The organism is Lacrimispora amygdalina, assembly GCF_900205965.1.
GTDB classification, from domain to species: domain Bacteria; phylum Bacillota; class Clostridia; order Lachnospirales; family Lachnospiraceae; genus Lacrimispora; species Lacrimispora amygdalina_A.
Genome location: NZ_OAOF01000011.1, coordinates 107,036 through 121,702, shown reverse-complemented (window position 1 = coordinate 121,702; position 14,667 = coordinate 107,036). Strand labels below are relative to the sequence as shown.

The 14,667-nt window shown below is 44.5% G+C and carries 8 protein-coding genes; 4 read left to right on the top strand and 4 right to left on the bottom strand.

Annotated features, from left to right (window positions below; genetic code table 11):
• Window positions 1-6: 6 nt before the first annotated feature.
• A complete protein-coding gene (addA, locus tag CRO04_RS15400; protein ID WP_097005149.1) occupies window positions 7-3,702 on the bottom strand; it encodes a helicase-exonuclease AddAB subunit AddA in 3,696 nt (1,231 codons plus the stop codon).
• Complete coding sequence (addB, locus tag CRO04_RS15395) at window positions 3,662-7,129, bottom strand: helicase-exonuclease AddAB subunit AddB (RefSeq protein WP_097005148.1); 3,468 nt, start codon at window positions 7,127-7,129, stop codon at window positions 3,662-3,664. Before addB ends, addA begins: the two co-directional genes overlap by 41 nt.
• 138 nt (window positions 7,130-7,267) lie before the next feature.
• Here addB and CRO04_RS15390 point away from each other — a divergent pair, with 138 nt between their 5' ends.
• The 3 genes from CRO04_RS15390 to CRO04_RS15380 all read left to right on the top strand — a co-directional run bounded on the left by CRO04_RS15390 (window position 7,268) and on the right by CRO04_RS15380 (window position 10,445).
• Window positions 7,268-7,708, top strand: coding sequence for a hypothetical protein (locus CRO04_RS15390; RefSeq protein WP_097005147.1), 441 nt, complete (start codon window positions 7,268-7,270; stop codon window positions 7,706-7,708).
• A gap of 75 nt (window positions 7,709-7,783) precedes the next feature.
• Entirely contained in the window at window positions 7,784-9,166 is a 1,383-nt protein-coding gene (locus tag CRO04_RS15385) for an MATE family efflux transporter (RefSeq protein WP_097005146.1), read from the top strand.
• A 361-nt stretch (window positions 9,167-9,527) separates the two neighbouring features.
• Complete coding sequence (locus CRO04_RS15380; RefSeq protein WP_097005145.1) at window positions 9,528-10,445, top strand: calcium/sodium antiporter; 918 nt, start codon at window positions 9,528-9,530, stop codon at window positions 10,443-10,445.
• Window positions 10,446-10,448: 3 nt separating this feature from the next.
• On the opposite strand, the gene CRO04_RS15375 is transcribed toward CRO04_RS15380, so the two are convergent.
• Window positions 10,449-11,321, bottom strand: coding sequence for a YitT family protein (locus tag CRO04_RS15375; RefSeq protein ID WP_097005144.1), 873 nt, complete (start codon window positions 11,319-11,321; stop codon window positions 10,449-10,451).
• A 421-nt stretch (window positions 11,322-11,742) separates the two neighbouring features.
• On the opposite strand from CRO04_RS15375, the gene CRO04_RS15370 reads away from it, so the two are divergent.
• A complete protein-coding gene (locus tag CRO04_RS15370; RefSeq protein ID WP_097005143.1) occupies window positions 11,743-13,152 on the top strand; it encodes a spore germination protein in 1,410 nt (469 codons plus the stop codon).
• 41 nt (window positions 13,153-13,193) lie between these two features.
• Here the strand turns inward: CRO04_RS15370 and guaB are convergent, their stop codons facing one another.
• The gene (gene guaB, locus CRO04_RS15365; protein WP_097005142.1) at window positions 13,194-14,648 is read right to left on the bottom strand and encodes an IMP dehydrogenase; all 1,455 of its coding nucleotides are present in this window, start codon (window positions 14,646-14,648) and stop codon (window positions 13,194-13,196) included.
• Window positions 14,649-14,667: the final 19 nt, after the last annotated feature.

Here is a 14,667-nt window from a genome sequence, read left to right as displayed (position 1 = left end):
AAGATTTTATGATCCGCATATTACGACTTCTTTTTTCAGAGCGAAGGAATAAATGATCATCTCTTTCACCTTTTTACCAGTGATCTGCTCCAGAGCCCGCCTGTAATACTCCATCTGTATTCCATAGCGGTCAAAAAGAATGGATTCTTCCCCTTCCTTTAGAAAGTCTGTCTTATAATCCACCAGGACAAGCTGCCCCTCTTCCTCCATATAAGCGTCTATAATTCCCTGTATCAGTATCCGTTCATCGGAATCAGCCACATCCATCTCCCTGGCCGGTATCCCGATTACAAACTGCTGTTCCCTCTTTAACAGTCCTCTCTCCTGGGCTGCTGCCAGCCGCCGTCCTAATGGTGAGTTGATAAATGCCAGAATCTGGTTTTCAGAAAGCAGGGCAAAGCTTTCCCCGCTTAGCCGTCCGTCTTCTTTTAGCTTCTCCAGTGCAGATGATAAGTCCTTTGCAGTCTTCACCTTTGAAAAATCCAAAAGTTCCAGGGCACGGTGATACGCTGTACCGCGCCGGACACCACCTGTTTTTTCTTCTTTTATTTCCTCTCTTAAAAATACAGGGATTGTAGGAAGAAAATCACTCTCCTCTTCATCCACGAACTGCCCCTGCTTTTTCAGTTCAGAAACAGTAAGCTTGGTGTGAAGTCTTATATCCTCCTGATAAGGATACTGGTAGGAAAGTGCCTCCTTTAAACCTCGTTCAAAATCCTGGTCATAACTTTTTCCAGTATCCATCCGAAGAAAGCTTTCCTTCGTCAGTTTCATACTAACCTGCCGTTTCATTTCCCCCATGACAAGGCCGGAAACAGTCAGCTCCTTCATAATGATATTCCCTGTATCCTGTCCTTCCTCCGACAAGATGCCGTCAGGGGAATATTTACCCGAAACACTCATCAGCAGCCAGTCCAGATAAGAATCTGCCCCTGAAAGTATGGAAAATGGAATCTGCCCCTGTGCCCTCATAACAGATGCATAACGGTCCAGCTTTTTATCCAGGTAACGGTCCAGTCCGGTCATAATCAGCTTTTCTTTGGCCCTTGTCATGGCAACATAGAGTACCCTAAGCTCTTCTCCAAGTGCACTCAGCTCTGTCTTTCTCTTTAGAACATGTTTCTTTAAGGTAGGCGCCTTGATTCGTTTTTCCAGATCCATATAATCAGTTCCAATCCCCAGATCAGGATCAATGAGCAGTTTTCCATAGGCATCCTGCTTATTAAATTTTTTCCCCATTCCAGCCAGAAATACAACCGGAAATTCCAATCCTTTGCTCTTATGGATGCTCATGACGCGGACCGTATTCTCTTCTCCGAGGATTGATGCTTCCCCAAAATCCGTATCGTATTTTTTTAGATTTTCAATATAACGGATAAAATGGAACAGCCCTCTGTAGCTTGTCTGTTCATAAGCTGCCGCCTTTTCCACCAGCATGGAAAGATTGGCCCGCCGCACCTCCCCTCCCGGCATGGCGGAAACATAGTCGTAATAACCGGTTCCCTCATATATGTCATAGAGAAGCTCATGAATGGATAAATATGCTGCTTTTTCCCTGTATCGGGACAATGTTCCGGAAAATTCGGAAAGTTTCCGGGGCAGGGCCGGGGCGTCTTCATCTTCTCCTTGTTCATACTCCTTTAAATAGTACTGCCACGCCCCATAAATCCCACGATCCTGACCTTTTTTTGCTGCATTTTTCCACACAGCCATAAGATGAGCCATCTCCTTGTCCGTAATTCCTGCAATCGGGGATTTAAGTACGGCAGCTAACGGAATATCCTGCATGGGATTATCAATAATATTGAGCAGGGATAGAACTATCTCCACTTCTGTGGCTGAAAAGTATCCTGTTTTCCGTTCTGCATGAGCTGGAATCCCCTCATTCATCAGGATATTGACAAATTCTTCCGCCCACCCGCTTAAGCTTCTTAATAAGATAACAATATCGGAATACTGACAGATCCTGTATGCGCCTGTACCATTTAAATTCTTATCCCAGATAAAAAGGCCTGAATCCGGATCTGTCAGATCCCTTATTTTCGAGGCGATAACCTTTGCCTCTGCTTCCCTGGCAGTATAATCTGCACGTTCTTCATCGAGCTGCTTTAACTGATCGGAAGAGCCATGAATGAGAAGGAGTTCTGTCTTCTCTCCTACACGGCCTTCCCACTGGGAAAACACAGCGCCCGGATGAAGCGCCGTCTCCTTTGTATACCGGATATTCCCCAGATTTTTTGTCATAATCTGATAAAAAACTTCGTTAATGCTGGTTAATACCGATTCTCTGCTTCGGAAATTCTGGTGCAGCTCTATCTTCTGATAACTCCCTTCCTCACTGGAATACCTCTGATACTTATCAAGAAACATCTGGGGTCTTGCCAGACGGAACTGGTAGATGCTCTGCTTCACATCTCCTACCATAAAAACATTGGGACTTCCAAACCGCTCTCTTGAAATACTGTTGATCAGCGCTTCCTGCACCTCATTGCTGTCCTGATATTCATCCACCAGGATCTCCTCAAACTGCCGGCAAAATTCATCGGCCGCCTGGGTTGGAATCCTTACTCCGTCCTCTTCTTTTAATAAAATCTGAAGAGCATAATGCTCCAGATCATTAAAATCCACCAGATTGCGTTCCTTCTTTTTCTCCTGATATCTGCGGGAATATTCTTCTGCCAGATGAAGGAGCATGAAAACAGCTTCTTTCGTCCCTTCCATATCCGCTCCCACTTCCTCCGGGGACTCAAAGCAGTATAAGTCACAAAGCTTTCCAAGACCCTTTTTCACCCGGTCCCTGACTGTTGTTACAGCCGCCTTTTTTTCCTGGTCAATGTCTTTGCTTCGTATGGAGGCGAGTCTGGTAAATGATACCTCCTTTAACAGGCAGTTTAACTGCTCATATTCCCTGGCTTCCAGCAGCGATTCTAACATGGCCGCATCACTGGCAAGCATGGGAAGGTATGCCTCCGGACCGTTCTCTTCCTGGCAGATCTCCATGGCTGCTTCTGTCTGAACCAGAAGCTCTTCCAGTAAAAGTGAAGCATCCTCCATTAAAAAACGCATCCAGGCAGTATCCTTCATATGTTTCATATCACAGGCTTCAAGTTCATTCCTGCAGTTATTAAGCCATTCCTCCGGCCAGGGATTACTTTGGGAAAAACGGTATACCTGCATGATGAAATCTTCAATTCCACGGTCCGTCTTGCCGGTGGCATACGTCTCTACAAAACGTTCAAAGGAAGGATCCTCTGATTCATAGAATTCCTCCAGCATCTCCTTCATCACATCTCCCCGAAGGAGAATCAGTTCTCCTTCATCTCCCACACGGAAAGCTGGATCAATGTCTAACCGGCTGTAATGCTCTCTTATAATCCCCAGACAGAAGCTGTCTATGGTAGTAATCTGGGCGTAGGGAATCATGGCTGCCTGCATCTGAAGATGATCATTATCCGGCTGTTCCATCAGCTTCTGATCCACCGCCTTTAAAACCCGCTCCCGCATCTCATCTGCAGCAGCTTTTGTAAACGTCATGACCAGAAGCTGATCTATTTTAAGGGGATGCTCTCCCTCCGTAATCATTTGTATAATGCGTTCCACCAGAACAGCCGTTTTACCGCTTCCCGCTGCTGCCGATACAAGGAGATTTCTGTTCCTGCTTTCAATGACTGCTTTCTGTTCCTCTGTCCAGGTGATTGCCATGTTCCTCTCCTTCCTTTGTTTCTCCTTCAATAACCGGCCATATTTCCTCGGATTTTAAAGCCTTAAACTTTTTAAAACCATACCCTTCCGTCTTTAAATCGAACCCGCAGACAGCATGATAGGGACAGTAATCACATGCAGTTCTATTGCCTTGCTTATAGGGATTTACATCGATGACACCATCTAAAATCTCCCGCCCTTCTGTCTTCAGTTTTTCCTGAACGTACTGTCTTAAGGCGGAAAAACGGTTTCCTCCTGCTACCGATGACCGCGCCTCCTGAATGATTCCATTCTTCATGGCAACCGGTATTACATCCGATTCGGTCTCAATCTCATGATCCAGATGTGCGATTGCATTTAAATCAGTATTAACAAGGCCGTTCATACGCAGCTGTTTTAATATCCTGCCTGATATCTCTTCACTCGTCATCTCACCGTCTTTGTCCACAACCGGGTCGTTGATATTGTAATAGAAAATGCCTGCCGGAACAACCTGCTTATCCGGTCGTCTTCTCTCTTCCAACTCCAGTGCCGCATCCATATAGACAACCAGCTGCAGCTGCAGACCATAGTAAAGGGAAGTTAAATCAAATGCGGTACTTCCGGATTTGTAGTCAATGATCTTAACATAGACTGCCTCCTCATCTTCGCATAAATCCATTCGGTCGATCCTTCCCCTTAAATGAACGGCTTCATCCTTAGATAAAGGAAGCCGCATTGCTTTTAAATGATCGTCTGCAGAAAAGGAAACCTCGAATCCGACGGGGGTGAAATCCCCTTTTTTTAACTGCTCTGTAAGTGCCCAGACCGTTCTGTCCGTGATCCGTTCCACCTTACCTGCCAGGTAAGCATTTCTTGCAGAGCTTTTTAAGACCGTATTTCCATATTCCTCCGTTACTTTCGTTACACATTCGTGCACCATCGCCTGACGCTCTTCTACTGTCAGTGTTTTAAAATCCCTGCCTTCTTCCTTCATCCGCCCAAACCATAAATCAATGGAATCATGGAAGAGATTCCCGATATCCATGGCTGCCAGCTCATATTCCTGACGTTTAGTCAGTTCCAGACCGTAATTTAAGAAGTGGGCATAAGCACAGGATGCGTACTGTTCCATCCTGGTCACGCTTCCGTTGATGACGGGTCCGTAAAGAGCTTTGGCAGCCGCTTTTCCAATGCCCTTTTGCTGGTATACGTAAAAAGCTGCTTCAATCAGTCGTTTTCCTTCTTCTCTGTATTCTGGAGATGACAAAAACGCTTTTAACAGTTCCAGAAGCCGGCTGTCCCCTCCTCCAGTTCCACACTCCCTCATACCGTCTGCCAGCCGGCTCTTTGCTTCACGAAAGTTTAAGGGTACGCCTCCTTCACCGGGAGCCGATTCCTTTAAACCGGGAAACAGCTTTTTCAGTTCTCCGATCAACGTGGAGGGACGCATGCTCTTTCCGCTGCCATCCATGGCTGAGTAGGATAACACCAGCTCTTTTTCCGGCTTGGTAAGTGCTAAGTACAGATAAAACCTCTGGCGGAACCCCTCTTCCATGGAAGTAGGGGCCAGCTCTATGGAATGATCGGATAGGAATTCTCTTTCTCTGTCCGTGAATAAGCTGCTTTTCTCCTTTTTCACCGGAACCAGTCCGTCGTTTACTCCTACAAAATAAAGAACCTTAATATGATCCAGACGGGTTCGTGTAATATCACCCACGACAACCCGGTCCACGGCTGCCGGTATCACACCTACTTTAATCTCAGCAAAACCGGCATCTAATATCTCCCCATATTCTCTCCTGCTTACATGCTCCTCTCCCAGCAGTCCTGCCAGACGGTCAAACAAATCCATTACCAGTCCATAAACCTGGCCGTATTCCTTGGCAAGCGCAAATTCTCCCATCTCCTGAAACTTTTTTTCGAAATCCAGCATCTTCTCTTCAATGCCTGTCTCCATTAAAAGCGCAGTCACTGCACCAGTCATGGTCTTTACCGTGGAGTCTTCTCTTTTAAATTCTTCCCGCAGACATTTAAGGGGACCCATTATCTCATCCTTAAACTGATTCAATTCCACAAGGTTTAACTCTCTGGCACCCTTATACCACCCCTCAAAGGGAGCTGCCCACCGTTTAAAGCCCCGGATCCCCATGGCTATGACGTAATTTTCCAGTCTGTCTGCCTGATCCATATGATCCTGGGATACAATCAGCCCGGTTCTTAAATAACGGAACACGGATTCATAAGAAAAATCCTTCTGAACAATCTCAATTGCTGCGCGGATGAGCTCGACCATGGGATTCTTTAAGATGCTTTTCTTATCATCCAGAAAGAATGGCACACGGCTTAGCTGAAACTGATGAATGATCTCATTGGCATAGCTGGATAAATCCCCGGATATTACCGCCATATCCCTGTATCGAAGCCCGTTCTTTCTTATATTGTCTTCCATGGAACGGATCACAAATGCGACCTCCTGTGACGGATTTCGTGTCTGATACAAATGAATGGATTCCGGCTGCCCGTTTAAGGTTCTTCCTGTATAACGGTAAATATTCTGCTCCAGAAAATCCAGATAGCAGGGAGAATCTTTTTCTTCTTTCATAAAGCGGACTGCAGGGTGATCCGTAAGCAGAATGTCTTTTTCCCGGCTGATACCCGTGAACTTTGCCAGATCGTTCAGTTTCTTAATCATCTGGCGGCTCATATAAAACAGTTCCTGGACCCCGGTTTTTCTGCTCATATTCTCCGCAGGGTCCATGGTCACGGTTATTACAACCTTCTTGCTGTAACGGAAAAACAGTTCTAAAATCCGATACTGAACCGGAGTAAATCCGGTATATCCATCCAATGCGATGACACTGTTTTTGATCAGTTCAGACCTGGGTAACTGGTTGCAGAGCACACCTAAAATCTCCTCTGAAGTGATAAATTTACCTTCAATATATTCCTTAAATCCCTCGTAAACGACAGTAATATCCGACAGTTTCTGAGCCAGCACAGGACTTATACTGTCCGGAATCTTCTCCGTCAGCATCTGAGGAGTAATTCCGTACTGGTACAGCTCTGAGAGCATGGACTTTAACTGGGAGATAAATCCTGCCTTTGATAAATGCTCTTTATAAAAAACCAGATTTTTTTTCTTGTCTGCGGATACCTTTCTAAGCACCATGGATTTCCCCATATCATCAAGAATCTGGGGATTTATAATTGCAAGCTCCTCAAAGATCCGGTAGGCAAGACGCTTAAAGCTGACTATATCAATATTCATTACACCGTAGTTCGGATGCAGGGAGACAATCTCCTTCTGTGTCTGCATGGTAAACTGTTCCGGTACAATGGCAAAAAACTGGGTATCCGGTTCTTTCGCAGACTGCCGGATCAGTTCCGTATAGAGGCGGCGGGTTTTGCCGGAACCGGATCCGCCCAATATAAATTGAAGGGACATACTTTTCTTCCTTTCCCAAAACACATGTTTGTCTATTATCTTAGCACAGATTTCCTGTTACAACAATGAAATCTTAGGAATGAAATCCCCCAACCCCTTCATACATTATAACAAAACTGTACGGAGGGCTTCTGTCTTATGAGCTCAAAAACAAAAATTGTTGTTTTACGAATGAAAGAGATCATTTATACTGCGATCTTCGTTGGCCTTGGAATCCTCCTCATAACCCTGTTTTTAGTCATGTTCCGCCCGAAAAAGGATACTGTACCCACTTCCGGCGATCCTGTGCTCTATGTACCGGGTGTATATTCCTCTGCCATTACGCTGAATAGCCAGGATATCAATGTTGAGGTCACAGTAGATTCTAAGAAAATCACTTCCGTTACACTGGTACCTTTAAGCGAGGCGGTTACCACAATGTATCCCCTTATGCAGCCCGCCATGGATAATTTATCTCCGCAGATTGTAAAGAACCAGTCTACCAAAAACATTTCCTATCCGTCTGAGTCCCGCTACACCTGTGGCGTACTGTTAAAAGCAGTGGATCAGGCACTTACAAAAGCTCAGAAAACCGACTAAGACAGGGATTGTCTTTTTTTAATCCAGACGGTATAATGAAAAACGATTACATAATTACATAAACGAGGAATTTTTATGAAAAAGAATACGAGAAATAAAGACGAAGGGACGTCGAATCAGATTACAGAGGGAGTGATATGGAAGCAGCTTCTTCTGTTTTTCTTTCCAATTTTATTTGGAACATTTTTTCAGCAGCTTTATAATACCGCCGATGCCGTTATTGTAGGCAGATTTGTAGGGAAAGAAGCACTGGCTGCCGTAGGAGGTCCTACCGGAACTATCATAAATCTATTTATCGGGTTCTTCATAGGGCTTTCCTCCGGCGCAGGAGTCATCATATCCCAGTTTTTCGGGGCCGGACAGAAAAAGCAGCTGAGCCGGGCGGTACATACAGCCATGTCTTTTTCTGCTGTCTGCGGCTTTTTTATAATGATAATCGGAATTATTCTGGCTCCCTTTGCCTTAGAAGCCATGGATACTCCGGCTGACATACTTCCCTATGGTGTCCTATATATGCGGATCTATTTTGTCGGGGTGATACCGAATCTGATTTACAATATGGGAGCAGGGATTTTAAGGGCAATCGGGGATTCCAGGCGCCCCCTTTATTTTCTGATTGCCAGCTGCTTTACCAATATCATATTAGATATCATCTTCGTGGTTTTCTGGGATTTGGGTGTCATGGGTGCGGCAATTGCCACCATACTCTCCCAGCTTCTTTGCGCCATTCTGGTTCTGATCGTTTTAATTCGCACCAGACAGGCTTACCGGCTGATGCTTTCTTCTCTAAAAATAGACCAGGATATGCTGATTCGGATTATCCGGATCGGATTTCCTGCAGGACTACAGTCTGTTATGTACACTTCGTCAAATATTATTATTCAGTCAAGTGTGAACGCACTGGGAACCGATACAGTAGCTGCCTGGACAGCCTACGGCAAGATTGACACACTGTTCTGGATGATGATCAGCGCATTCGGAATCTCCATCACAACATTTGTGGGACAAAATTACGGTGCGAAGAAATCAGACCGGGTTTACAGGGGAATCCGGGTATGCCTTGGCATATGCTTTCTTTCATCCATTGTACTCAGCTTCCTGCTATATACATTCGGAAGCCTGGTATTCCTCCTCTTTACAACAGATCAGGCAGTGATTGCCAAAGGTACACAGATCCTGCGTTACCTGGTTCCTACCTTTTTCACTTATGTCTGTGTGGAGATTTATTCAGGTGCCCTTCGGGGAACCGGTGATTGCTGGATTCCAATGATCCTTACCAGTCTTGGAGTCTGCGTCCTGAGAATTGTATGGATTTGTACTGCAGTACCGATTCATCCGGCTATTGAAACCGTAGTATTTTGCTATCCCCTGACCTGGACCGTCACCTCTATACTGTTTTTGATTTACTTTCACTGGTTCAGCAAGTTAAAAAGGCCGGGAAGAACGGCCTTCTATTAAGCGCGTGATGAGACACCTGCCGCGGTTTACAATGCCCTGGCAGGTTTTCTTCTCTCAATACGCCCCTTATCCGATCTCTCATAGGATTTCCATATCCACAGGGTGAGCATTATTTTTTCTCTTTCCATTTAATCTCTTGACAATTCCAAAGAAGTTTTTTATACTTATAAACAATAAAAGGGAGTAGCTTACGCCTTAGAGTGTTTTGCGTATACGTCAGTCACGTTTCCGCCTGATTTCAGGCAGGAAACCGGTACGCATATAATAAGCGAGACTTTTGTTGCATACTGCATGCAATGAAAGTCTCGCTTTTTGTTTCAGGAACAGCTGCTGTTAATTCAAAAAAGAAAGAGGAAACAATATGATGTACTTATGGTTAATTTTAGGTTTTGTACTGCTGATCAAAGGAGCTGATTATTTTGTAGAAGCCAGTTCATCCATCGCAAGGACATTGAGAGTTCCCAGTATCATCATCGGTCTTACCATCGTCGCCTTTGGCACCAGTGCTCCTGAACTGGCAGTCAGTACCACTGCCGCACTGTCGGGAAGCAATGATATCGCAATCGGAAATGTAATTGGTTCCAATATTTTTAATCTTTTAGTTGTCCTTGGTGCCTGTGGTGCAATCCGTCCATTCGGCGTCCGGCTTCGCTGGGATTACGGTGCCAGCGTAGGTATCACCGCAATTTTATTTCTGATGATGTTTTTTAATCTTGACATTTCAAGAATGGATGGGATCATACTTATCTGTCTGTTTTCCGTTTTCGTCGGTCTTACCATACGTGACGCAATTATTAACCGGACACCTGCACAAGAAGAAGGTGACACCCCCCTTCCTCTCTGGCTGTCTGCCATCTTTATTGTGGGAGGACTTGCCGCCATCGTCTGGGGCGGTAATCTGGTTGTGGAAAATGCCAGTAAAATCGCCGCTTCCTTTGGTCTGAGCGAGACTCTGATCGGGCTTACCATAGTAGCTATGGGAACCTCACTGCCGGAACTTGTAACCTCCATTGTTGCCTCCAGAAAAGGGGAAAACGGGCTGGCTCTTGGCAATGTCATTGGATCCAATATTTTTAATATTCTTCTGGTGTTAGGAGCTTCTTCTGCCATCAGCCCGATCAAAATCAACCCCTTATCCCTTTTTGATACCGCTTTTCTGATTGGTACAAGCCTGATCGTCTGGATGTGGTGCAAAAGCAGGCAGGAGTTAAACCGGCTGGAATGTATATTTATGATTTTACTATATGGTCTGTATATGATCTATATTATGATGCGGTAAGAATCACTCCATTGGAGCGCGGTAAAATTTCCCATAAAACTGCTGGGTTTTAAACATATTTACGATCACCTGATCATCGACTTCATGAAACAGTGTGATGATATCAGCCACTTCATAGGAAGAGACTACGGTATGAAGAAGATACATCTTCTTCCTGCTGTAGCCGCCCACCGCGTCCACGCAGGAAATGCCATGGCGGAAATCCTTCACATATTTTCCTGCAAGCTCCGGTCCCTTTGCGGTTGTAATCTGAAGTGTAACACGTTCATACCGGTGATGGAAGGTGGATACCACCTTCGTTCCCACAAACTGAAATAAAATGGAATATCCGGCATAATCCCAGCCAAATATAGCCCCAAACACACTAAGCAGAATTACATTTCCCACAAACACCTCAGTCCAGATGGAATTGCCTGTTTTATTGGAAACATAAAGAGCGATAAAATCTGTGCCGCCTGTAGAGGCATTCCCCCTGAGTGCAAGAACAATCGCAAATCCGTAAAGTACGCCGCCATAGATCACATTTAAGATACTGTCTTCAAATATAGGCGCAAAATGAAAGATTCTTAAAAAGGCACTGGATAACAGTACCTGTAACAGGGAGAAGAACGTAAATCGTCTGCTGATGCTCTTGCTGCATGCCCATGCAACAGGAAGATTTAATAACACCATACCCAGAGAGGTTGAAATATTAAATCCAAATAACGATGTTACACGATCTATTAAAATAGCTACTCCTGTAAATCCTCCTGATAATAATCCAGCAGGTTTAATAAAAGCCTGTATGACATAAGTCTGTAATAATGCTGATCCAATCACTGCCACTGCAGTCATGACATTTCGGACCCGCTTATCTCTCCTTAAATATTTCCACATAGAATTCCTCCTTATCACTTCTCCTATTATATGTAAGATCTTAATCCCTATCAACCTTTTAAAAAAAATTAGAGGACTGCCCTTCCCCCACAGAAGGCAATCCTCCGTCACGATCTAAAACCGTCACACTATGTAGTTTTGCATTTTGACATCCCCATGCCAAAATACCGCACGCAAGGCACCCCTTGTGCTTCTCACATGGTCGATAATACCATCTTTTCGCTCATAAGTCAATATTTTTAGTGTATTATGCCAAAAATCAACAGAAATCGACCCAAAATACCTCCATATTTTCCAATAAAAATTATATAAAATGCCCTTGTTACCCATGCAGATTTAATAAAACATATTTTTCACAAAAATGCACATACTTTTCTTATTGCCAGATTGCTGCTATTACCAATGCAAGGAGATCACTACCATGGAATTTACAAGAAATCTATCAGATAATATGAATTATCTAAACAAGAAACTGGATATAGACGGGAACTTTGATCTGGTTTACCGTACCTTCCATATAGCGGGCAAAGAAGCGTGTCTTTACTATGTGGAAGGCTTTACAAAAAGTGAAGTATGGCAGAAATTAATGGAAGATTTTTCCTCCATCACGGCAGATGACCTTCCTGCCAATGCCCATGAATTCTCAAAAAAGAATCTGCCTTACAGCCAGGTCGGTCTGTTAACAGATTCTGAAACAATGATAAAACAACTTCTGGCAGGAATCTCCTGCCTGTTTATTGATGGATACGAAAAATGCTTTACCCTCGACTGCAGAAGTTATCCGGCAAGAAGCGTATCGGAACCGGAAAAAGACAAGGTATTACGTGGTTCCAGAGACGGATTTGTTGAAACACTCACCTTTAACACCGCTTTGATCCGGAGAAGAATCCGGGATCCCAAACTTACGATGGAAATCATGAATGCAGGAGAAAGTTCGCATACAGACATTGCCATCTGCTATTTCAAAGGACGGGTGGACGAAAACCTACTTACCATGATAAAAGAGCGGATCATGAAACTGAAAGTTGATGCCCTTACCATGAACCAGGAAAGCCTTGCAGAATGCATTTATCCTCATAAATGGTTCAACCCTTTTCCGAAATTTAAATATTCCGAACGTCCTGATACTGCAGCAGCCTCCCTGCTGGAAGGAAATATCATTATATTGGTAGATAACTCTCCTTCTGCCATGATACTGCCTTCTTCCGTGTTTGATATTATTGAGGAAGCCGACGATTATTATTTTCCTCCTGTCACCGGAACCTATCTGCGGCTGTCACGTATGATAATTTCTATCCTGACTTTATATTTAACCCCACTGTGGCTGCTGTTCATGCAGAACCCTGAGATGATACCGAACTGGCTTCGTTTTATCCGTTTATCAGAAGAACCACAGGTCCCTCTGATCTTCCAGCTTCTCATTCTGGAATTTGCCATCGATGGTCTGCGTCTGGCGGCTGTCAATACTCCCAGCATGCTGACTACACCCTTAAGTGTGATCGCCGGTATTGTCATGGGAGAATATTCCGTGAAATCCGGCTGGTTTAACAGTGAAACCATGTTATACATGGCCTTTGTCACTGTGGCTAATTATTCTCAGTCCAGCTTCGAGCTGGGCTACGCATTTAAGTTCATCCGTATGATCCTTTTGGTTTTAACCGCCTTTTTCAATGTATGGGGCTTTGTCATCGGCTTTATCCTGTCCCTGTGCGCCATTGTATTTAATAAGACCATCGCAGGCAAGAGTTACATCTATCCTCTCATACCGTTTCATGTTTCAGAATTGAAGAAAAGATTTTTTCGGGGCCGGCTACCCCACAGAGAAAAATAAGGATGTTAAAAGCAGACGGAACCAGATCCGTCTGCTTTTCATTATTCGTCTATGCTGTAGTTTGGTGCTTCTTTCGTAATATGAATGTCATGGGGATGACTTTCTTTTAAGGAAGCAGCTGTTATTTTAACAAATTTCCCGGTTTCCTGAAGAGTTTTTATATCCTTTGCCCCGCAGTATCCCATACCGGAGCGGAGACCACCCAGCATCTGGAATACGGTATCTTCCACCATGCCCTTATACGCTACACGGCCTTCCACGCCTTCCGGAACCAGCTTTTTCGCATCTGACTGGAAATAACGGTCTTTACTTCCGTTCTCCATGGCAGCGATGGAGCCCATGCCTCTGTATACCTTATATTTTCTTCCCTGATACAGTTCGAAGGTTCCGGGACTTTCATCACAGCCTGCAAACATGCTTCCCATCATACAGACGCTTCCGCCTGCTGCAATCGCCTTTGTTAAATCCCCTGAGTATTTGATGCCTCCGTCTGCAATAATTGGAACACCTGATTCTTTAGCAACGCTGTAGCAATCCATAACAGCTGTGATCTGAGGCACACCAATTCCTGCAACCACACGGGTGGTACAGATGGAACCAGGTCCGATTCCAACCTTCACTGCATCAACACCAGCTTCAATCAGAGCCTTTGTGGCATCACCTGTAGCTACGTTTCCGGCAATTACAGACAGATTGGGATAGTTTTCCTTAATCATTCTGACACAGCGGATTACATTCTCAGAGTGCCCATGAGCGGAGTCAAGAACTACTACATCCACTTTTGCTTCTACAAGGGCTTTCACACGGTCAAGGACGTTTGCAGTAATACCAACTGCAGCTCCGCATAGAAGTCTGCCCTGTCCATCCTTTGCTGATAACGGATATTTGATCTGCTTCTCAATATCCTTGATGGTGATCAGACCCTTTAAGTTAAATTCTCCGTCCACTATCGGAAGCTTTTCCACTCTTGCTTTAGCAAGAATCTTTTTTGCTTCCATAAGAGTGATTCCTTCTCTTGCTGTCACCAGATTCTCAGTAGTCATGCACTCTTTAATCTTCCTGCTAAAGTCCTCTTCAAACTTTAAATCACGGTTGGTGATAATTCCGACTAATTTTTTTCCCTCTGTAATGGGTACACCGGAGATACGGAACTTCGCCATCAGTTCATCCGCATCTTTTAATGTATGTTCCGGGGAAAGATAGAATGGGTCCGTTATGACGCCGTTTTCTGACCTCTTAACCTTATCAACCTCTTCTGCCTGCTCTTCAATCGACATGTTCTTGTGAATAATGCCGATGCCACCCTGTCTTGCCATGGCAATCGCCATGCGGTGTTCGGTTACGGTGTCCATTCCTGCACTCATAAGTGGAATGTTCAGCTTGATGGTTTTTGTAAGGTTGGTCGATAAATCAACCTGATTGGGTATTACGTCTGAATAAGCTGGAACTAACAGCACATCATCAAATGTAATGCCTTCGCCAATAATTGTACCCATTATTTTCCTCTCCTTCGCT